This window comes from Flavobacterium branchiophilum FL-15, assembly GCF_000253275.1.
In the GTDB taxonomy this organism is placed as follows: Bacteria; Bacteroidota; Bacteroidia; order Flavobacteriales; family Flavobacteriaceae; genus Flavobacterium; species Flavobacterium branchiophilum.
In genome coordinates, this window is the sequence record NC_016001.1 from 321,280 (window position 1) to 341,314 (window position 20,035).

Genomic DNA, 20,035 nt, shown 5'->3' on the forward strand with positions numbered 1-20,035 from the left:
CAAAAGTAGCAATTAAAATTTGAAGTCCACATCAAAAGTACAATAAACAAATGGTTTTTGAAATCAGAATCAAACAAAAGCCCCAAAAAGTAGCTTATTGAGCCTCAAAAAAAGTTGCCATAACATAACAATCATTCAAATCTATAAAAAAATAAGTTCATGAAAAATGCAGAAAATATTATTGTTGGAATTTCTATCGGAGATTTAAACGGTATTGGAAGCGAAGTGGTTTTAAAAACATTTGAAGACAATCGCATGTTAGAAATGTGTACTCCCGTTATTTTTGCAAATGTCAAAATAATTTCATTTGTCAAAAAAATAATTGGTAGCAACAGTATGATTCAAGGCATCGATCATTTGGATCAAATTGTTTTAGGAAAAATAAATGTGCTCAATGTTTGGAAAGAAGGTGTCAATTTGAACTTTGGAACAAATGACGAAACGGTTGGCAAATATGCCATAAAGTCGTTTGTAGCCGCAACACAAGCCTTGCAAAATGGGGCCATAGATGTGCTAGTAACAGCACCAATCAACAAATACAACATCCAATCGGAAGATTTTCAGTTTCCAGGCCACACCGATTATTTGAACCAAGAGTTAGAAGGCAATGCCCTGATGCTTATGGTTCAGGACCAGCTACGGGTAGGTTTGCTAACAGACCATATTCCTGTAAGCGAGGTGTCAAAACATTTGACACCAGAATTGATTATCGAAAAAATTAAAACCATCAACCAATGTTTGATTCAAGATTTTAGTATAATAAAACCTAAAATAGCAGTGTTAGGAATCAATCCTCATGCAGGCGATGGCGGTGTTATAGGAACAGAAGACGACAACATTATCAGACCCACTTTAAAAAAATTATTTGACCAAGGGATTATGGCTTTTGGCCCTTATGCAGCCGATGGTTTTTTTGGTTCTAATCAATACGAAAAATATGATGCCGTTGTGGCTGTTTATCACGATCAAGGATTGATACCTTTCAAAACATTAGCGTTTGGCAAAGGAGTCAATTTTACGGCTGGGCTTCATAAAATTCGTACCTCGCCAGACCACGGCACGGCCTATGAAATTGCGGGCAAAGGCATTGCCGATTTTAACTCTTTCAGAGAAGCCGTGTATTTGGCATTAGATGTGTTTCAGGCCAGAAATCTGTACCACGAAATCAGCCAAAACCCTATGAAAATCAAAGAAAAACCAGAAGAACGAAATAATAGATAAAAAAAAAGGGCTTAGAGTTTTGATTATCTAAAATTTTTATATCTTTGCACTCCCAAAGTATTAGGGCAAAATGATGTATCATGAAACAATTAAAAGAATTTTTAATCCCTTTCATAGGATTGAAGTTAGGAAAACATCAGTTTGAATATCAAATAAATAAAGCGTTCTTTGATAACTTTGATTTTGACGAATATGAAAATGCCAACATCAAAGTAGCAGTAGTTTTAGAAAAAAAAAGTACGATGCTCGAATTGCATTTCAAACACAAAGGCACGGTAACAGTTCCTTGCGATATCACAAGCGAGTCGTTTGAATTGCCAATAAAAGGTAAAATTAGATTGGTAGTACAGTTTGGTGAAGCGTTTAATAACGACAATGAAGAATTGTTGGTATTGCCTTATGCAGAACATCAAATAGACATTGCTCAATATATTTATGAAATGATTGTATTGTCGGTACCCCTAAAACGCATACATCCAGGCGTCATTGATGGCTCACTAGAATCTGAAGCCTTAAACAAATGGAAAACACTGCAAGTTGAAGAATTGAAACAAGAGATTGAAGAACAAGATAATATTGACCCACGATGGGACAAATTAAAACAACTATTAACGGATAAATAATATAGTAAAATGGCACATCCAAAGAGAAAGATTTCCAAAACAAGAAGAGACAAAAGAAGAACTCATTATAAAGCAACTGTTGCTCAAATTGCTACTTGCCCAGTAACTGGCGAAGCACATTTGTATCACAGAGCCTACTGGCACGAAGGCAAAATGTATTACAGAGGTCAAGTAGTTATTGATAAATCTTCTGTTGCGCTTGCGTAATAATTTATAGTATAAGTTAATCAAACTCTCACGATGTGAGAGTTTTTTTTATGGACTTAAAGTTTGCCGACAAAAATAATTTTTATTTCGGTTGGGTGTCAATTATTTTTTGTAATTTACACCGCTTTTCTAAATATTAGGAAATTATAAAGGAGTAGTTACATTTAGCATTGTTTAGAGATTGAGGCATGTTTTTTATTTATAAACGAAACAGAATTATTTTTTTTCTTTTTTAAATATCAAATGGACATGAAGTGTAATGTTTTGTTATTAAAAAATAACGTAATGCATCAAAACTATTTAAAAATAATTTCAATATACAAACGGTTTAAAAAGAAGGCTTTTTGTTTAACCAAAATGCCTAGTAACATTCAAACCGAAAGTATAAGCTTATTAAGATAAATATAATTTTACAAATATGAATAAAATTACTGCCGCCATTACTGCCGTTGGAGGATATGTTCCTGATTATGTGTTATCTAATGCCGTATTAGAAACACTAGTAGATACCAACGACGAATGGATTACCAGCCGAACAGGTATCAAAGAAAGACGATTGCTAAAAGAAGAAGGACAAGGAACCTCCTATTTGGCCATCAAAGCAGCCCAAGATTTACTAACCAAAGGGCAAATAGACCCCCTAGAAATTGATGTAGTAATAGTGGCTACTGCCACTCCCGATTTGCCAGTTGCTGCTACTGCAGTGTATGTAGCCAGTCAAATTGGAGCAACAAATGCTTTTGCGTTTGATATGCAAGCCGCTTGTTCTGGATTTTTATTTGGAATGTCCACGGCTTCTGCATATATCCAATCTGGCAAATACAAAAAAGTATTGCTTATTGGTGCCGACAAAATGTCGTCTATTATCGATTATACTGATCGTGCTACATGTATAATTTTTGGAGACGGTGCTGGTGCTGTTTTGTTTGAACCCAATACTGATGGACTTGGACTTCAAGACGAAATTTTGAAAAGCGACGGTATAGGTAGAGAATTTCTAAAAATAGAGGCTGGTGGATCAATTCTCCCTCCAAGTGAGGAAACGGTTGCCAATAAACAACATTACGTTTTTCAGGACGGAAAAACAGTGTACAAATATGCCGTTTCGGGCATGGCAGACGTTAGTGAAAAAATCATGCAACGCAATCAACTAACAAATGAAGACATCAATTGGTTAGTAGCCCATCAAGCCAACAAACGAATCATAGATGCTACCTCAAGCAGAATCAACCTAGAAGACGACAAGGTTTTGATGAACATCCAACGCTATGGCAACACAACTTCGGCCACTTTGCCACTACTATTAAACGATTTTGAACATTTATTAAAAAAAGGAGATAATATTATTTTTGCTGCCTTTGGTGGCGGATTTACATGGGGTTCTATTTATTTGAAATGGGCCTACACGAAACAATAAACTATAAACTTAAACCAATTTGATTATGGATATTAAAGAAATTCAAAACCTGATAAAATTTGTAGCAAACTCGGGCGTTGCAGAAGTAAAATTAGAAACAGGCGATGTGAAAATTACCATCAGAACCACGTTAGAAAACAACAGTTCAGATGTAACTTATGTGCAACAAATGCCTGCCCAAAATGTGATTCAGGCTACCGTTCCTCAACAAATTGCGGCACCAGCAGTAGCTCCAGAAAGTGTTGCTCCAGTAGCTCCAGAAAGCAACAAATATGTAACTGTAAAATCGCCAATGATTGGAACTTTTTACCGCAAACCAGCTCCAGACAAACCTGTATTTACAGAAGTTGGGGCAACTATTGCCAAAGGGGACGTGCTTTGTGTAATTGAAGCCATGAAGCTTTTTAACGAAATTGAATCTGAAATTTCTGGTAAAATAGTAAAAATATTGGTGGACGATATGTCGCCTGTAGAATTTGATCAACCATTGTTTTTAGTAGATCCATCATAAGTAATTATGAATAATAAATTATGAATTGTTTCAAACCATTTATAACTTATATCTTAATTGCTCATAACTCATAATTTAAAAACTATGTTTAAAAAAATACTGATAGCCAATAGAGGCGAAATTGCTTTGCGAGTAATTAGAACTTGTAGAGAAATGGGTATCAAAACCGTTGCAGTATATTCTACTGCCGATGCTGAAAGTTTGCACGTAAAATTTGCAGACGAGGCAGTTTGCATTGGGCCTCCGCCCAGCAATTTGTCTTATTTAAAAATGTCAAATATCATTGCAGCTGCCGAAATAACTAATGCCGATGCCATCCATCCTGGATATGGTTTTCTTTCTGAAAATGCCAAGTTCTCAAAAATTTGTCAGGAACATGGTATCAAATTTATTGGTGCATCTCCAGAAATGATAGACAGAATGGGCGATAAAGCCTCTGCAAAAGCCACCATGATAGAAGCGGGTGTGCCTTGTGTACCAGGTTCTGTTGGGATTTTAGAATCGTATGAACAAGCCGAACAATTGGCCTCCGAGTTTGGCTACCCGGTCATGCTAAAAGCTACTGCAGGTGGTGGTGGTAAAGGAATGAGAGCCGTTTGGAAACAAGAAGATTTACTCAAAGCCTGGGAAGGAGCCCGACAAGAATCGGCTGCAGCCTTTGGCAACGATGGCATGTATCTTGAAAAATTGATTGAAGAACCTCGACATATCGAAATACAAATTGTGGGTGATGCTTATGGAAAGGCCTGTCATTTGTCTGAAAGAGATTGTTCTGTGCAACGCCGCCATCAAAAACTTACCGAGGAAACTCCTTCGCCTTTTATGACAGACGAACTCCGAAACAAAATGGGAGAAGCTGCTGTAAAAGCTGCAGAATATATCAAATATGAAGGTGCTGGAACAGTTGAATTTTTAGTAGATAAACACCGAAATTTCTATTTTATGGAAATGAACACTCGTATTCAGGTTGAACATCCAATTACTGAACAAGTTATTGACTATGACCTGATTAGAGAACAAATTATGGTGGCTGCTGGTATTCCTATTTCAGGAAAAAATTATTTTCCAATACTACATTCTATCGAATGTCGTATCAATGCCGAAGATCCTTATAACGATTTCAGACCTTCGCCGGGCAAAATTACAGTTTTGCACTCGCCAGGCGGTCATGGTGTGCGTTTGGATACTCATGTATATGCGGGCTATTCTATTCCGCCTAACTACGATTCCATGATTGCAAAGCTTATTACTACAGCTCAAACTCGCGAAGAGGCTATTGCAAAAATGAAACGAGCATTGGACGAATTTGTAATTGAAGGCGTAAAAACAACGATACCCTTTCACCGTCAGTTGATGGAAAACGAACAATATGTTGCGGGTAATTATACCACGGCATTTATGGAATCATTTAAAATGAATGATCCTGAATAATTTTAATAGACATCAATACAAACAAAAAAGCGGCAAAATGAAAATGGAGCCGCTATTTTTTTATCCTTCAACATGAGTGGTATTTACTTGCATATTCCTTTTTGTAAACAGGCTTGTCATTATTGTGATTTTCATTTTTCGACAGTTCTCAAGCATCAATCCAATTGGGTAACTGCTTTAGGTAGAGAACTCGAATTACGAAAAAATGAATTTCAAAATACAGCTGTATCAACAATTTATTTTGGAGGTGGTACCCCAAGTTTGCTTACCATTAAGGAATTGGAATATATTTTAGATCAAATCAAAAAACAGTATGAAGTGGTGCCTCAACCAGAAATTACACTTGAGGCCAACCCCGACGATTTGACAGCCGAAAAATTAAAACAATATTTGCATTTGGGCATCAACCGTTTGAGTATTGGGGTGCAATCTTTTTTTGACGATGATTTGACCATGATGAATAGGGCACATTCTGCCTCCGAGGCCCTAAAGGGTTTGCAATTGGCTACGCAGTATTTTGATAACATTTCTATCGACTTGATTTATGGGATTCCAAACATGTCGGCTCAAAAATGGTTGCACAACATTCAAACGGCAATACATTTAGGTATTCCACATATTTCAAGTTATGCGCTTACCGTAGAACCCAAAACAATGCTTCATCATTTGATACAAAAAGCAGTTTTACCACCTCTGAACGACGAGTTGGCTTCTGATCATTTTCAAATTTTGGTTGAACAGCTGACTCAAAACGGATTTATTCATTATGAGCTATCTAATTTTGGTAAACCTAATTATTTTTCTCAAAACAATTCGGCATATTGGTTAGGTAAAAAATATTTAGGATTTGGCCCTTCAGCTCACAGTTTCGACGGCACTTCTAGGTCATGGAATGTATCAAACAACAATTTGTATATCAAATCTTTAGAGCAAAACAAATTGCCTTCCGAAATAGAAGCATTAAGTATAACCGACCTATACAACGAATATATAATGACGGGATTGCGAACCATTTGGGGCGTTGATTTTATAGAAGTTGAACGCAAATTTGGTAAGCAAATGCTTGCCTATTTACAAAAACGAGCTTTAAAATTTATTCAAAATCAGCTGCTTGTAATTGAAAATAATGTATTGAAAACCACTACCAAAGGTAAGTTTTTGTGCGATGGTATTGCTAGTGATTTGTTTAAAATCAATTAATGACAATTGCAATCATCTCCACAATTTTTATTGTTTTTTTTATTTTTAGGAAAAAACTTATGAAACAAAGCATAAAGTGCTAGCCCCAAAGTAGCGAACGATAATATATCCTGAATCATTTTATTTTAAAATTTGAAATGTTAATAAAGCTAAAAAATAAGCCAAACTAGTCATAAATGTTAACTGAATCAAGGTCCATTTCCAGGAATTGGTTTCTTTTTTGGTAATAGCTATGGTGCTGGCACACTGCATGGCAAAGGCATAAAACAATAATAAAGACATGCCCGATGCCAAATTAAAAGTTTGTTTCCCCGTCATTGGATTGATTTCTTGTTTCATTTTATTTTTTATGGTGTCGTTATTGTCTGTTTCGCCAACACTATAAATAGTTGCTAATGTACCAACAAAAACCTCTCTTGCTGCAAACGAACTGATAATGGCAACCCCAATTTTCCAATCGTAGCCAAGTGGAGAAATCACTGGTTCGAGGGCTTTGCCCATAATGCCTATATAAGAATTTTCAAGCTTAAATGAGGTGATTTTATTGTTGAGTTGATTAGGTGTAAGGTGTTTGTTTTCAGGATTTTGAAGAATTATTTTTTCGGCATTATCAAAGGATTCTGTTGGGCTATAGGAAGCCAAAAACCATAATATTACGGAAATAGATAAAATAATTTTTCCTGCTCCAGATACAAAAGCTTTGGTTTTTTCAAACACATTAAGGGTAACATTTTTAAGTAATGGCAGTTTGTAATTGGGCATTTCGACTATAAAAAATGTTTTGCATTTTAAATCCAATACCTTATTTAATATAAATGCAGAAAACAAAGCCATTCCAAATCCAATAAGGTACAAAAACATGAGTGTAAGTCCTTGTAGGTTTACAATGCCAAAAACCCTTTTGTCAGGAATAACAAGTCCAATAATAATTGCATATACGGGCAATCGGGCCGAGCAAGTAGTAAAAGGAGTTACCAAAATGGTTATCAATCGTTCTTTCCAATTTTCGATATTGCGGGTTGCCATAATGGCAGGTATGGCACATGCAGTACCCGAAATGAGCGGTACCACACTTTTACCAGAAAGCCCAAACCTACGCATGATTTTGTCCATTAAAAACACTACCCTGCTCATATAACCACTTTCTTCGAGTATAGATATAAATAAAAATAAAAAAGCTATTTGTGGTATAAATATTAAAATACCGCCTATACCTGGAATAATTCCTTGAGAAATTAAATTGCTAAAACTACCTTTTGGCAAATTTTGACTTAAATAAGTACTGAATTGTGCAAAAGTGTCGTCTATCAAATCCATCGGAATTTTTGACCATTCAAATATAGATTGAAATATGCCAAACAAAATAATGAAAAATAGGAGGTAACCAAAAATGGTATGGGTTAATATTTTGTCTAAACGGCTTCGGTAATCTTTAGCCATTTCATGATCAATCGATAGGCCTTTTTTTAGGGTTTCATTGATAAATTGGTACCTTTTGATGGTTTCTTTTTGTTGTAACCGCTTGAGTTCCGAATGGCTTTTTGTAAAAGATTTTGCTTCAAACGATTTCCGATTCAAATTCACAAAATTTACATCTTGAGTAATCAGAAGCCACAATTTGTATAACGATTGATTTGGAAACGTTTTTTGTAATTGGCCAAAATAAGCTTGATCAATACACGAAGCATTCAAACAAGGTGTGGTGGGTATATTTTTGTATTGTGTAATGGTGTTTTTTAGATCCTCAATTCCAATATTTTTTCTTGAGCTTACCAAAACAATTTTGGTTTGAAGGTATTTTTCTAAAAATGGAATGTCCAACGAAATGCCTTTTGTATCCATTCTATCAATCATATTGATTACTAAAACAGTTGGGATTTCAAGATCTTTGATTTGAGTAAAAAGTAATAAATTGCGTTTCAAATTTTCTACATCTGCCACAACAAGGATGACATCTGGAAAGAGTTTATCGTTTTTATTTAACAACAATTCGATTACAACATTTTCATCAACAGAGCTAGCATTGAGGCTATATGTACCTGGTAAGTCCAATATGTTTGCCTTGATGTTGTGTGGCAAATTGCAAAAACCTAATTTTTTTTCGACAGTAATTCCTGGGTAGTTTCCTACTTGTTGGTTTAAACCAGTAAGCAAATTAAATACAGACGTTTTTCCAACATTTGGGTTGCCTATTAGCGCTATGTTGATATTTTGTTTAGACATTTTGGGTATCCTCTAAAAGGGTTATTTCAATTTCTTTAGCCGTTTCAATCCTAATGGCCAAATACGAACCATTAATATTCAAATACAATGGGTCGCCAAATGGAGCCACCTGAAGGAGTTCTACTACATTGCCAGGCAAACACCCCATTTCGAGCAATTTTAATGGAATTGCCTCAACATCAAAATCTTTGATGATGGCTTGGCTACCTTTTTTGAGTTGTGCAAGGGTTGTTTTCAAAACTTATTTAGATTGAATTAAGATTGCAAAAATAATCATTTTTAATTTACCAAACATGATATTTATCAGGATTATTGATTGCGTTACGGGTATGGAAATCATCCCTATTTTACTTCAAACATGTTTTTAATTTTGAATTTATTTGTAATACAAAAAATAGAAATGGATTTAAAATGATAAATTAAATCAACAATAGCATCGCAATAAATTACAAAAGTCCCCTTTTTTTTGACTTACAATGTGTAATATTATAGATTTTAGACCATTGATCAAATTTAAAAAAATGTAACAAATCACCCCAAAATAGTTACAGAACAATATTTAAAGCATTATAACTTATGGATTTAGAATATTTTAGTTGCAATTCAGAAAAAAAACGTATTTTTGCTTCGTTATATTTTACGTTTCAAAGTGCAAAAAATCATTTCATATCCAATTTCATTTTTGGCCTTGTTGCTATTTCTCATAGCCTTGGTCATTTTTCAGCCTATACAATGGGTTTGTTTGCGGGTTTTTGGCTATCAAGCACACAAAAAAAGTGTTGATTATTTGAATTTTATTTTGGTTCGAATAGGGCATTTGCTAGGCACCACGTATAAAGTGAGTAATAGACATTTGATACCTCGTGGAGTGCCCATCATTTTTGTAGCAAATCATCAAAGTTTGTATGACGTTGTATGTATGATCTGGTTTTTAAGAGATTGGCATCCAAAATTTGTTAGTAAAATTGAATTAGGTAAAGGAATTCCTAGTGTTTCGTTTAATTTAAAATATGGCGGTTCGGTATTGATAGACCGAAAAGACCCAAAACAAGCGATTCCGACCATCAAAAAATTAGCTGATTATATTGAAAGCAACACCCGATCGGCTGTGATATTTCCTGAAGGAACCCGAAGCAAAACGGGAGTTCCAAAAGTTTTTTCGCAAACGGGTTTGAAAATATTATGCAAAAATGCTCCAAGTGCCTTTGTTGTTCCAGTAACAATAAATAACTCTTGGAAGTTTGTAAGGTTTGGTGCCTTTCCTTACGGATTGGGCAACAAAATTGAACTCCTTATACATGAACCTATTTCGGTAAAAGACCATCATTTTGAATCAATTATGGAAAAAACCGAAAACACAATTACTAAATACATTAAAAATTAATATTATGTCTATAAAAAACATCCGATTAGAAGTGATGCAATTTTTAGAAAGCAAAGTCGATGATTTTGTGGATCAGTTTCTAATACCAGTAGAGAAAATTTGGCAACCATCAGATTTTTTACCCAATTCTCAAAGCGACACCTTTTTTGAAGAGGTTAAAGAACTCCGAGAAATAGCCAAAGATTTGCCTTATGATTTTTGGGTTGCCATGGTGGGAGATACCATTACAGAAGAGGCTTTGCCTACTTACGAGTCGTGGTTGATGGAAGTAGAAGGTGTAAAAAACTTAGAACGCAATGGTTGGTCAAAATGGATCCGTCAGTGGTCTGGCGAAGAAAACAGACATGGCGACGTGTTAAATAAATATTTGTACCTTTCCGGTAGGGTAGATATGCGAGAAGTCGAAATGACAACCCAGCATTTGATAAACGATGGTTTTGATATAGGAACAGGAAGAGATCCTTATAAAAACTTTGTTTATACCAGTTTTCAAGAGTTGGCTACCTATATTTCTCATAATAGAGTATCCCAAATTGCTAAAAAATTTGGTGATAACAAGTTGTCTAAAATGTGCAAAATGATAGCTGGCGACGAAATGCGTCATCATCATGCTTATAGCGAGTTTATCCACCAAATTTTCAAGGTAGATCCAAGCGAAATGATGTTGGCTTTTCAATACATGATGAAACTCAAAATAACAATGCCGGCTCACTTTTTAAGAGAATCTGGCGAAAAAATCAGTACAGCATTTGAACATTTTTCTGACTCAGCCCAACGATTGGGAGTATATACAGCAACCGATTATGTAGAAATCATGCAAAAATTAATTGTTAGATGGGAAATAGATAAAATCACAGGGCTAACAGACGAAGCCGAAAAAGCACGTGATTATATCATGAAACTTCCAGCCCGTATGGCCAGAATATCTGAAAGATTGGTAGTTCCTGAAGATTCATTTATTTTCAAATGGGTACAACCTGCCCTCATTGGAGGATAAAAGCTGGTAAAACATTTTCTAAAAAAAGAAAACATACATAAAGCTACAACCCTAAAAAGTTATAGTTTTTTTATTAGAGTTATCTATTTAAATACTTATGGGTGTCTCTAAAAACTCGATTTGCAAAAAAATTAAAAACCTTATTTTGTTTATATTCAATATTTTATGTTTTTTTAAAAATCAACATATTGAGTTTTTAGAGGTTACCTTATATTTGTAATAACTAAAACAATAGGCTATGGAACAATTCTTAAGTCAAGGAATAATAGAGTATTTTGATAAATTCAAAACAGATTTAGATTGCCTAGAATATCTAGCAGATCGGAAATTGTCAAACGGTTATAAGTGTGTAAAATGTGGCAATAGTAAATATACTATTAGAAAAGCAAATTTTGCAAGAGACTGTAATAACTGTCATCACATCGAAAGTCCATCGGCTAATACTATATTCCATAAAGTTAAATTTGGTATGAGAAAAGCTTTTACAATCGTTTTTGAAATGAGTGCAACCACAAAAGGTATTTCTTCAAATCAGATGGCAAAGCGATTAAATATAAGGCAATCTACGGCTTGGTTGTTTATGAGTAAGGTTAGAAAAGCAATGAAAAGTAGCAAGTGTTATACCATTAAAGGTACTGCAATCGTTGATGGTGGTAAAGAAACACTAAAGCAATGAAGAAATACAGATAGTAAGAAAAAGAAAATTGTGGCTGCAGTTGAAATAGATAAAAACGGTGGTGTAAAAAGAGCCTATTTTAAGCTAATAAATGATTATTCTTCGGTATCACTAGAAAAAATATTTGATGCACACATTTCCACTGAGGCAAAAATAATAACTGATGAATGGACAGGATACAAACCATTAAAAGAGATGTATGATATAACTCAAATTAAGAGTAATAGGTCTGATTTTTTTGAAATAAATACAATTATATATCAAGTTAAGGCTTAGTTAAGAAGCACTTTCTAATGGATGCATGAAAAACATATTGAAAAATATTTGGACGAGTACAGCTACAGATTAAATAGATCAAATAGCAAACAAACTATATTTGATAACTTAATTAAAAGGATGGTAATTTCTAAACCCCTTAAATATAGTGAGATTATAGTAAGCACCTAAACGGATAACTCTAAAAAAAAATAAACAAAATTTTGCCTTAAGTACACAAAGCAATAAGTAACAAAAAAGGTTATTATTGGATATCCATCATAGAATATATGCTGAATTTCTTCAGAATTATCTAAATGAATTTTGTAATAGTAGACATTTTAATAATCTTATGGAAAGACTACTAATTGCTGGGGTTAATCATAGATGTAATGAACCTTAGGAATACAAAAGGGTAAGTATAATAAAGAATAAGTATACTTTGTTAAGTAAAATTAAACGCAAGTTTTTTTAGATCTTACCTTTTAACTTCTTTCACTTTGAAATCAAAAATAGGACTTAATTATTTAGTTTTCAGTATTAATTATTTTTTTTAGCTTACTTTATCCTGTTTTATATATTATCAAGACCTAAAATAGTAACACTTTTTGGTTGAATCTTGCAATAATTATCTTTTAGAGAATAACTTAATTAGTTTTTAGGTTAACTCTAAGTGGTATTTCCTGACTTTGTTATCTAATAATTGTCTATTTTATGTAGTTTTGATAATTTTAGGAATGTTAATAATAATTCAAAACATAAAAACAGTAATTTCTTACTGTTTTTATGTTTAATAGATTCTAAATTTTTAATTACCACTTACTTGGTGCATTAGTAATTTCTTCTGCTACAATATTTTCATTTGATGGTCTGTCATATACTTTTATTTCAAGAAAATTAATGCCATTACCTTTTTCCCAATCATGAATTGTAATACCCCTAGATGTTCTAGTGTAACTTAAAGCATTGTCCCATCGTATAAAATCATGCCAATCTTGATGTCTCATAAATCCATCATAAATCCATGGAGCACCTGAACCCCATAATTTATCATATGAATCAACACCTTGATTAGTACTGCTAATAAAACTATCCATATCATACCTTGTTATTCTATGACTTCTATACCAAAAAGGATTATAACGGTTGCGTACTTGATATCTTAACCAGAAATCTGCGGGTTTATTGCTATTAAAATTTATAGGTGATCCTTTTGGCAAGAAACGAAAAGCTAAATCAACTTGATCTCCAGATCTAGAAGATACTGTAATATAACAATCATAACTTCTATTTTCGTTCTTACTTACCCACTCTCCATTATTCCATAATTGGAAATAACCAGTAACAATATAAGTTATTTTTCCACCTATACCTTTACCATTATTGTTAGTGTTTAGGTTTAAAAAATCACCAGTATATGGCTTTGGAGATCCAAAATCTAAAGTACTAGCAGAATATGCTAGTTTACCATCTTTGTCTAACAACTCGCGATTGGATGCGCTTGTTTTAGAATCTGCTACTGTTTCATCTTTTTCACATGAGAACAGTAAAACTGCAACTGTAAAAGCTAAAATAATTTTTTTCATATATACATATTTATTTAGTTAAATAATTGATGCAAATATATAAAAAAAATATTCAAAAAAAAAAATCCCATTTTTTGTTAATAATTTATACTTTGAGTAATACGTTTGATAAATTTGTCAGATAATGCAACTGATAGGTCTGCAAACAATGGTATTTTTATAAAAGATAATGGCAATATTGGTATCGGAATAACTTCTCCAGATGCTTATTCAAAATTAGATATTAGTTCTACAAATCAAGGTATATTAGTTCCAAGAGTTACACTAACTTCTGGAACTATGGATTTAAATTCTGATAACGACAACAACATAAGCAATCAACCAGTAGGCTTAATGGTTTTTAATAGTTCGGGCACTTTATCACAAGGATTCTATTTTTGGAACGGTTCAGAGTGGCGAACATTGAATAATTCATTAGCAGCAATACCTTCAATTAGCGCTTTGGATTGTAGCAGTGTAAACATTGAGCCGTCAACGTTTACAAGTGGTGTGGCTTATTCAGGTACATTATCTGTTCCATATACTGGCGGAAATGGAGGAACATATCAAGCCGGTACAGCTTTTACTCAAAATGGATTAACGTTCAAATTACAACCAGGTACTTTGGCTATTGGTGTTGGCAATTTAGTATATTCTGTTTCTGGAACACCAAATTTTAGCTCTCCTACATCAATTTCTGTTCCTATTTCGTTTGATAGTAAAAATTGTAGTGCTTCCATTGGTGCTAAAAGTACAGTACAATCCATTCAGTTTGCTACCAAAACAGTTTCACCTTTAAATGCGAGTACACCAGCAAACTCTCAATTAAATTTTGGTAATATATCTGTTCGTTTGTCTCATACAAGTTCAAGCGGTGCTGCTATACAATTTACAACTCCATTTGCTACACATTAACACAGCAAGAACAAACCTTTATGGAGCTGGAGCTGGAGGCGACGGAGGAGGTACCATTGTTGGATCAATTACTTCACCAGGTACTTGGACAAACTTTAGTGGTACACTTTCGCCTGCAAACAAAGATATTGCCATTATCAATTTGGTTCTTCAAACTACTAAAGAAGTTTATCGAATAACTGTAAATACAAGTGGCGATTTAACAAGCCCTACATCTTCATCTCAAGGAACATTATTTGTTGAAAAACTAAATTAGCATAAATGAAATATGGATAATTAACATTTTTTAGGTATAATAGCTTCATATTTAAGGTATAATGAAAAAAAACTACAACCCTCAAAAGTTGTAGTTTTTTTTATGACAAAAAAAGCCTTTGTTCGTTGTGAAATTAGTAATTTTGCAGACTTTAAAAAAAAGTATAATGATTGTTTTTGAAACTAAAGCACATCTTGTTCAAATTGTAGAGCAAAGTATTGCAAACCACAAAACTATTGGATTTGTACCTACAATGGGTGCTTTGCATGCAGGACATTTGTCCTTATTGACAAATTCATTGCTCGAAAATCACATTACTGTAATTAGTATTTTTGTAAATCCAACCCAGTTTAATAATCCAGATGATTTACAAAAATACCCTCGAACATTGGCTGCCGATATTCAAAAAATTGAAAGTGTTTCTAGTGAAATTATCGTTTTTGCTCCTAGCGTAAATGAAATTTATGAAGGACATACTCAAGCGGTGTCGTTTGATTTTGATGGCCTCGAAAAAGTAATGGAAGGTGCTTTTAGACCCGGTCATTTTGACGGAGTTGGTACCATTGTAAAAAAATTATTCGAAATTGTAAAACCTACAAACGCTTATTTTGGCGAAAAAGATTTCCAACAATTGCAAATCATCAAAAAAATGGTTCAAAAAAATCATTTGCCTGTAAACATTGTCCAATGTCCCATTTTTAGAGAACAAAATGGACTGGCTATGAGTTCTAGAAACGAACGTTTGACGACAACAGAAAGAGAACAGGCAAGTGTTATTTATCAAACATTATTGAATGCTAAAAAACAATTTCAAACAAAAACGCCTCAAGAAGTGGTGCAAATGGTTGAAAAATCATTTGAACAAACACCGCTTTTCAAATTGGAATATTTTCAAATTGCCGATGAAAATACCCTTTTGCCCTGTATTACAAAACAGGAACTACACAAGTACAGAGCTTTTATTGCGGTATTTGTAAATAATATTCGATTGATAGATACTATTTTATTAAATTAATATAACTTTGTACCATGCAAATACAAGTAGTAAAATCCAAAATTCATAGAGTAAAAGTAACAGGTGCCGATTTGAATTACATTGGCAGTATTACCATAGACGAAGCTTTAATGGAAGCCTCAAACATAATTGAGGGCGAAAAAGTTGCCATTGTAAACATCAATAATGGCGAACGATTGGAAACGTATGCCATAAAAGGGCAACGCAATTCGGGAGTGATAACGCTCAATGGTCCTGCTGCTCGAAAAGTTCAAAAAGGCGACATCATTATTATAATTGCTTATGGTATATTAGATTTTGAAGAAGCCAAATCGTTTAAACCATCGTTGGTATTTCCAAATGAAAACGACAACTCTTTAACCTAGTTTTGTAGTGAAAGCAAAACTAACCAAAATATTTTCGATTGTCTTTCCATTGGCATTGGGGGCTTTTTTGACTATTTATTCCTATAATCAATTTACCGAAGATCAAATACTTGAAATAAAAAGCTACTTCAAAAACGCCAATTATTTTTTTGTGGCATTGGCATTATTTTTGGCATTTTTGGGCAATGCTGCCCGAGCTTATAGATGGAAGTATGCCCTAGAACACATGGGCTACGAGTCGTCTTTTGCCAATAATTTTATGGCCGTAAATGTAGGATACCTGCTAAACCTAACCGTTCCAAAATCGGGCGAAATATCTAGAGCTGTGATTGTAAAAAAATACAATAACATACCTTTTGACAAAGGTTTTGGAAGTATTGTTGCCGAGCGAATTGTAGATATGTTTTTTTTGTTGGGTTTCGTTATTTTAGCATTTGTATTGCAATTTAACATAGTAAAAACGTTTATTTTAGACAAAATGCCAATCACAAAAATAATTATTTTACTATCAATTGGTTTGGCTTTTGGATTGGTATTATTAGGATTGTATTGTTACTCTAAACACCGATGGATATTATTTATTAAAGAGAAAATTGCTGGTTTGATAGAAGGGGTTTTGAGTATTTTTAGAATGAAAAAAAGGGGCAAATATTTGCTTTTCACCCTATTTATTTGGGGTTCATACATTGTAACTTTTTATATATCTACTTTTGTTTTTGCCGAAACGTCTCATCTAGGATTTGGTGCTATCATTTCAGCTTTTGTTGTTGGTAGTATTGCTATAGCCTTTACCAACAGCGGATTTGGCTCTTATCCGTTTTTAATTTCAAAAATTTTAGCCTTTTATACCATTGCAGAAACCACTGGAAATGCCTATGGATGGATCATTTGGACTTCGCAAATGTTTTTGGTATTGGTTCTTGGATTGGTTTCGTTTGTATTACTATCTGTTCGAAACAAGCATTAAAAAAAATCATTTGGCATCAATCAATTTTTAAAACTTGACTGTTAAATTTTTAAAAGAAAACAACCTTTGTGTTCTAAAATGTAACTGGTTTTGTCCTTCAAAATAATGGAACTTTTATTATATTTGCAAAAAAAATTAGTTCAAAATATTATGTCTGCATTTTATAAATTATTAATCAAAAAAATGGAACGAGAAACCAAAGATGCTGTTTCCATTTTGTTTCAAGTTCCAGAGGCACTAAAATCTCAATACCAATTTATTGCTGGCCAATATGTTACCTTAAAATTGACATTGGATGGCAAAGAAATTAGAAGGGCTTATTCTATTTGTTCAGCTCCTTATCAAAACGAATTAAAGGTTACTGTAAAAGCCATTTCAAACGGACTTTTTTCTGTTTTTGCAAACGAAAAATTAAAAGAAGGCGATTTGCTCGAAGTGGGTACTCCAGAGGGCAAATTTGTATATGAACCCAAGCCCGATGTTCAACGCAATTATATGGGATTTGTTGCCGGAAGTGGCATTACACCCGTGATGTCTATCGTAAAAAGCCTATTGAAAAACGAGCCCAATAGTACTTTTGTTTTAGTATATGGCAATAAAACAATTGAAGATATTATTTTCAAACAAGAATTACACGACTTGCAATCTCGTTTTGTTGGAAGGTTGTTTGTAGAGTATGTGTTGAGTCAAGCTCCAAATGCCTCCACCTTAACAGGTCGGATAGACCATGCAAATACTCAATTGATACTTAATTTATACAAAGAAATCGAATTTTCAAAATACTTCCTTTGTGGGCCAGAGGGTATGATAAATGCCGTAACAGAGGTATTGAAAGAGCAACATGTGGCCGAAAAAAATATTAAATACGAATTGTTTTCAACAAGTGCTTCAAACGAAACAGCTTCGGATTCTTTATCTGGACACACTTCCATTTCAATATTGTTAGACGACGAAGAAATTACTTTTGAAATGTCGCAAAAAGAAACCTTATTGGATGCGGCACTCAAGCAAGGTATCGATGCACCGTACTCTTGTCAGGGCGGTATTTGTAGCTCTTGTTTGGCCAAAATTACTAAAGGAAGTGCCATAATGAAAAAAAATGCCATACTAACCGACGAAGAAGTAGCACAAGGATTGGTACTAACCTGCCAAGCTCATCCAACATCAAATGAAATTTATGTGGATTTTGATGATGTATAATTCATTTGTATTAAAAAAAACCACAATTATCTAAAATTGTGGTTTTTTTTAATCAGGTTATTTAATAATGAAACGTTGTTTTGTTAAGTATTAATACCAAATATACATATAAAATAGTTCAATCTACTTGTTCTTTTTTGCTAAAAAGAGTCAAAAAAAATAGTTCCGTAGCCCAGTTATGCAACGATTTTTTTTGAAAAATTTTTCTAAAAAATAACTACGCATCTTTAGACTATTTTATAAATATATTTGGTATAATTTGAATCAATCATTTTTGTAAAAGTTATAAACTTTGACAAAGTTGAAGTGCCGTTGTAACTATATTAGGGTAACTAAACGACATTGATTGATGATGGTTTCTATCAAAATGTTACCCATGTAATGCCTCTTTGGCATAATTATTTTTTAAAAATCAATAACTTTTCAGATACTCTATTGCTAGCAATAAGTGATGCTAAAAAGCCAAGTACAAATATGGTAGCCAATACCAATAAGACATTTTGAAATTCAAAAATAACAGGGTAGGGTAGGGTTGAGGTAATCATTACCAATTGAAAATATTCTTGTAAAAGTACAATCATAACGCCTAAAAAGAGGCCCAAAACACCACCAATAAATGTAATGATAATTCCTTGTAATAAAAATATTTTTCGAATATCATCCACTTGTAAACCCAAGTTGTAAAGGGTTTTTAGATGGGCTTTTTTGTCAATAATCATCATAATGATAGCTCCTGCTAGGGTAAATAAAGTCATGACAATGACAAGTGTAAAAATAAGATACAAAACGGTATTTTCTGTTTGCAACATCTTGTACAAACTGTCGTTTAGCTGCATTCTGTTTTTTACTATAATTTGATTGTTAAAAACAGATTTTAATTGCGTAATGACATCATTTTCAGATACATCTGGTTTTAACTGTATTTCTATATGCGAAATTTGATGGCTTTGATATTGCATCAATTCTTGAACCAAACCCAAGTCGGCAAAAACATATTTATTATCAATATCTTCATTTACAGCGTATATTCCAATTGGAGTCAAAGGTATTGAGCTAAAGGCCTCTTGCGGATTTTCGATGGCTCCATGTCCTGGTTTTGGCACAAAAACTTTTAATTGATGGTTATAATCAAACAAGCCTAAGGACAATTTTTCGGTTATCGCATGGCCCACAACCACTTGATTGGTAATTGGTTTGAGCCATTGTCCGTTGAAAAGGGTTTCTTCTACAAGATTGACATTGGCATATTGTTCATCAACCCCCTTTATAGTTGCAACGGCTTCTTTGCCTTCAAATACAAATAGAACCCTTTCCTCTAAAACAAAACTTTTGAAGGCAATACCTTCTATACGCATCAGTTGTTGCTTTTGATGGTTTGATACTTCTATCATTTTCCCTTTAGTAGGAAATACTTTCAAGTCTGGGTCAAATTTATTGCTAAAAGACAAACTAAAATCTTTTAATCCGCTAAAAACAGATAGAAAAACAAACAAAGCTCCAGCCCCAACCACAATACCAATGGTAGCAATTCGGGTAATGATATTGATGGCGTTGTTTTTGCTTTTGCTAAAAACATACCTTTTTGCTATATAAAGGCAAATATTCAA

The 20,035-nt window shown here is 33.5% G+C and carries 19 protein-coding genes and 1 pseudogene; 16 read left to right on the plus strand and 4 right to left on the minus strand.

Annotated elements, in window-relative coordinates; genetic code table 11:
- The first annotated feature begins 159 nt into the window (after window positions 1–159).
- The 7 genes from pdxA to hemW all read left to right on the plus strand — a co-directional run bounded on the left by pdxA (window position 160) and on the right by hemW (window position 6,610).
- Window positions 160–1,221, plus strand: coding sequence for a 4-hydroxythreonine-4-phosphate dehydrogenase PdxA (gene pdxA, locus FBFL15_RS01445; RefSeq protein WP_014082898.1), 1,062 nt, complete (start codon window positions 160–162; stop codon window positions 1,219–1,221).
- Between the two features lie 80 nt (window positions 1,222–1,301).
- Window positions 1,302–1,844 (plus strand): YceD family protein, encoded by a 543-nt coding sequence (locus FBFL15_RS01450; RefSeq protein ID WP_014082899.1) that lies wholly within the window; start codon window positions 1,302–1,304, stop codon window positions 1,842–1,844.
- 9 nt (window positions 1,845–1,853) lie between these two features.
- The gene (gene rpmF, locus FBFL15_RS01455) at window positions 1,854–2,051 is read left to right on the plus strand and encodes a 50S ribosomal protein L32 (RefSeq protein ID WP_014082900.1); all 198 of its coding nucleotides are present in this window, start codon (window positions 1,854–1,856) and stop codon (window positions 2,049–2,051) included.
- Window positions 2,052–2,469: 418 nt separating this feature from the next.
- Window positions 2,470–3,468 (plus strand): beta-ketoacyl-ACP synthase III, encoded by a 999-nt coding sequence (locus FBFL15_RS01460; RefSeq protein ID WP_014082901.1) that lies wholly within the window; start codon window positions 2,470–2,472, stop codon window positions 3,466–3,468.
- Window positions 3,469–3,493: 25 nt separating this feature from the next.
- Entirely contained in the window at window positions 3,494–3,979 is a 486-nt protein-coding gene (gene accB / locus FBFL15_RS01465; protein WP_014082902.1) for an acetyl-CoA carboxylase biotin carboxyl carrier protein, read from the plus strand.
- Between the two features lie 84 nt (window positions 3,980–4,063).
- Window positions 4,064–5,410 (plus strand): acetyl-CoA carboxylase biotin carboxylase subunit, encoded by a 1,347-nt coding sequence (gene accC, locus FBFL15_RS01470; RefSeq protein ID WP_014082903.1) that lies wholly within the window; start codon window positions 4,064–4,066, stop codon window positions 5,408–5,410.
- 72 nt (window positions 5,411–5,482) lie between these two features.
- Window positions 5,483–6,610 (plus strand): radical SAM family heme chaperone HemW, encoded by a 1,128-nt coding sequence (gene hemW, locus FBFL15_RS01475; RefSeq protein ID WP_014082904.1) that lies wholly within the window; start codon window positions 5,483–5,485, stop codon window positions 6,608–6,610.
- A gap of 120 nt (window positions 6,611–6,730) precedes the next feature.
- On the opposite strand, the gene feoB is transcribed toward hemW, so the two are convergent.
- Together feoB and FBFL15_RS01485 are read right to left on the minus strand one after the other, a co-directional pair.
- Window positions 6,731–8,833 (minus strand): ferrous iron transport protein B, encoded by a 2,103-nt coding sequence (feoB, locus tag FBFL15_RS01480; protein WP_014082905.1) that lies wholly within the window; start codon window positions 8,831–8,833, stop codon window positions 6,731–6,733.
- The gene (locus FBFL15_RS01485; protein WP_014082906.1) at window positions 8,826–9,071 is read right to left on the minus strand and encodes a FeoA family protein; all 246 of its coding nucleotides are present in this window, start codon (window positions 9,069–9,071) and stop codon (window positions 8,826–8,828) included. Before FBFL15_RS01485 ends, feoB begins: the two co-directional genes overlap by 8 nt.
- A gap of 411 nt (window positions 9,072–9,482) precedes the next feature.
- Between FBFL15_RS01485 and FBFL15_RS01490 the strand changes: the two genes are divergently transcribed.
- The 3 genes and pseudogenes from FBFL15_RS01490 to FBFL15_RS16080 all read left to right on the plus strand — a co-directional run bounded on the left by FBFL15_RS01490 (window position 9,483) and on the right by FBFL15_RS16080 (window position 12,337).
- Window positions 9,483–10,217, plus strand: a complete 735-nt coding sequence (locus FBFL15_RS01490; RefSeq protein ID WP_014082907.1) for a lysophospholipid acyltransferase family protein — start codon at window positions 9,483–9,485, stop codon at window positions 10,215–10,217.
- Window positions 10,218–10,221: 4 nt separating this feature from the next.
- Window positions 10,222–11,214 (plus strand): acyl-ACP desaturase, encoded by a 993-nt coding sequence (locus FBFL15_RS01495; protein WP_014082908.1) that lies wholly within the window; start codon window positions 10,222–10,224, stop codon window positions 11,212–11,214.
- A gap of 238 nt (window positions 11,215–11,452) precedes the next feature.
- Window positions 11,453–12,337, plus strand: a pseudogene (locus FBFL15_RS16080) (IS1595 family transposase).
- A gap of 620 nt (window positions 12,338–12,957) precedes the next feature.
- Here FBFL15_RS16080 and FBFL15_RS01505 read toward each other — a convergent pair.
- Entirely contained in the window at window positions 12,958–13,731 is a 774-nt protein-coding gene (locus FBFL15_RS01505; RefSeq protein ID WP_014082909.1) for a hypothetical protein, read from the minus strand.
- A gap of 114 nt (window positions 13,732–13,845) precedes the next feature.
- On the opposite strand from FBFL15_RS01505, the gene FBFL15_RS01510 reads away from it, so the two are divergent.
- The 6 genes from FBFL15_RS01510 to FBFL15_RS01535 all read left to right on the plus strand — a co-directional run bounded on the left by FBFL15_RS01510 (window position 13,846) and on the right by FBFL15_RS01535 (window position 18,428).
- The gene (locus FBFL15_RS01510) at window positions 13,846–14,625 is read left to right on the plus strand and encodes a hypothetical protein (protein ID WP_014082910.1); all 780 of its coding nucleotides are present in this window, start codon (window positions 13,846–13,848) and stop codon (window positions 14,623–14,625) included.
- Complete coding sequence (locus FBFL15_RS01515; protein WP_014082911.1) at window positions 14,612–14,881, plus strand: hypothetical protein; 270 nt, start codon at window positions 14,612–14,614, stop codon at window positions 14,879–14,881. The genes FBFL15_RS01510 and FBFL15_RS01515 overlap by 14 nt, the downstream gene beginning before the upstream one ends.
- Window positions 14,882–15,047: 166 nt before the next feature.
- On the plus strand, window positions 15,048–15,896 hold the full coding sequence (gene panC, locus FBFL15_RS01520; protein WP_014082912.1) for a pantoate--beta-alanine ligase: 849 nt from the start codon (window positions 15,048–15,050) through the stop codon (window positions 15,894–15,896).
- A 14-nt stretch (window positions 15,897–15,910) separates the two neighbouring features.
- The gene (panD, locus tag FBFL15_RS01525; RefSeq protein ID WP_014082913.1) at window positions 15,911–16,261 is read left to right on the plus strand and encodes an aspartate 1-decarboxylase; all 351 of its coding nucleotides are present in this window, start codon (window positions 15,911–15,913) and stop codon (window positions 16,259–16,261) included.
- Between the two features lie 7 nt (window positions 16,262–16,268).
- Window positions 16,269–17,228 (plus strand): lysylphosphatidylglycerol synthase transmembrane domain-containing protein, encoded by a 960-nt coding sequence (locus FBFL15_RS01530; RefSeq protein ID WP_014082914.1) that lies wholly within the window; start codon window positions 16,269–16,271, stop codon window positions 17,226–17,228.
- A 150-nt stretch (window positions 17,229–17,378) separates the two neighbouring features.
- Window positions 17,379–18,428 (plus strand): ferredoxin--NADP reductase, encoded by a 1,050-nt coding sequence (locus FBFL15_RS01535; RefSeq protein ID WP_014082915.1) that lies wholly within the window; start codon window positions 17,379–17,381, stop codon window positions 18,426–18,428.
- Between the two features lie 398 nt (window positions 18,429–18,826).
- Here FBFL15_RS01535 and FBFL15_RS01540 read toward each other — a convergent pair whose 3' ends face one another.
- On the minus strand, window positions 18,827–20,035 hold the full coding sequence (locus tag FBFL15_RS01540) for an ABC transporter permease (RefSeq protein ID WP_014082916.1): 1,209 nt from the start codon (window positions 20,033–20,035) through the stop codon (window positions 18,827–18,829).

Bases quoted from the DNA above. Each gene is read 5' to 3' on its own strand.
- pdxA (WP_014082898.1), top strand. From the start codon at position 160: ATGAAAAATGCAGAAAATATTATTGTTGGAATTTCTATCGGAGATTTA.
- FBFL15_RS01450 (WP_014082899.1), top strand. From the start codon at position 1,302: ATGAAACAATTAAAAGAATTTTTAATCCCTTTCATAGGATTGAAGTTA.
- rpmF (WP_014082900.1), top strand. From the start codon at position 1,854: ATGGCACATCCAAAGAGAAAGATTTCCAAAACAAGAAGAGACAAAAGA.
- FBFL15_RS01460 (WP_014082901.1), top strand. From the start codon at position 2,470: ATGAATAAAATTACTGCCGCCATTACTGCCGTTGGAGGATATGTTCCT.
- accB (WP_014082902.1), top strand. From the start codon at position 3,494: ATGGATATTAAAGAAATTCAAAACCTGATAAAATTTGTAGCAAACTCG.
- accC (WP_014082903.1), top strand. From the start codon at position 4,064: ATGTTTAAAAAAATACTGATAGCCAATAGAGGCGAAATTGCTTTGCGA.
- hemW (WP_014082904.1), top strand. From the start codon at position 5,483: ATGAGTGGTATTTACTTGCATATTCCTTTTTGTAAACAGGCTTGTCAT.
- feoB (WP_014082905.1), bottom strand. From the start codon at position 8,833: ATGTCTAAACAAAATATCAACATAGCGCTAATAGGCAACCCAAATGTT.
- FBFL15_RS01495 (WP_014082908.1), top strand. From the start codon at position 10,222: ATGTCTATAAAAAACATCCGATTAGAAGTGATGCAATTTTTAGAAAGC.
- FBFL15_RS01505 (WP_014082909.1), bottom strand. From the start codon at position 13,731: ATGAAAAAAATTATTTTAGCTTTTACAGTTGCAGTTTTACTGTTCTCA.
- panC (WP_014082912.1), top strand. From the start codon at position 15,048: ATGATTGTTTTTGAAACTAAAGCACATCTTGTTCAAATTGTAGAGCAA.
- panD (WP_014082913.1), top strand. From the start codon at position 15,911: ATGCAAATACAAGTAGTAAAATCCAAAATTCATAGAGTAAAAGTAACA.
- FBFL15_RS01535 (WP_014082915.1), top strand. From the start codon at position 17,379: ATGTCTGCATTTTATAAATTATTAATCAAAAAAATGGAACGAGAAACC.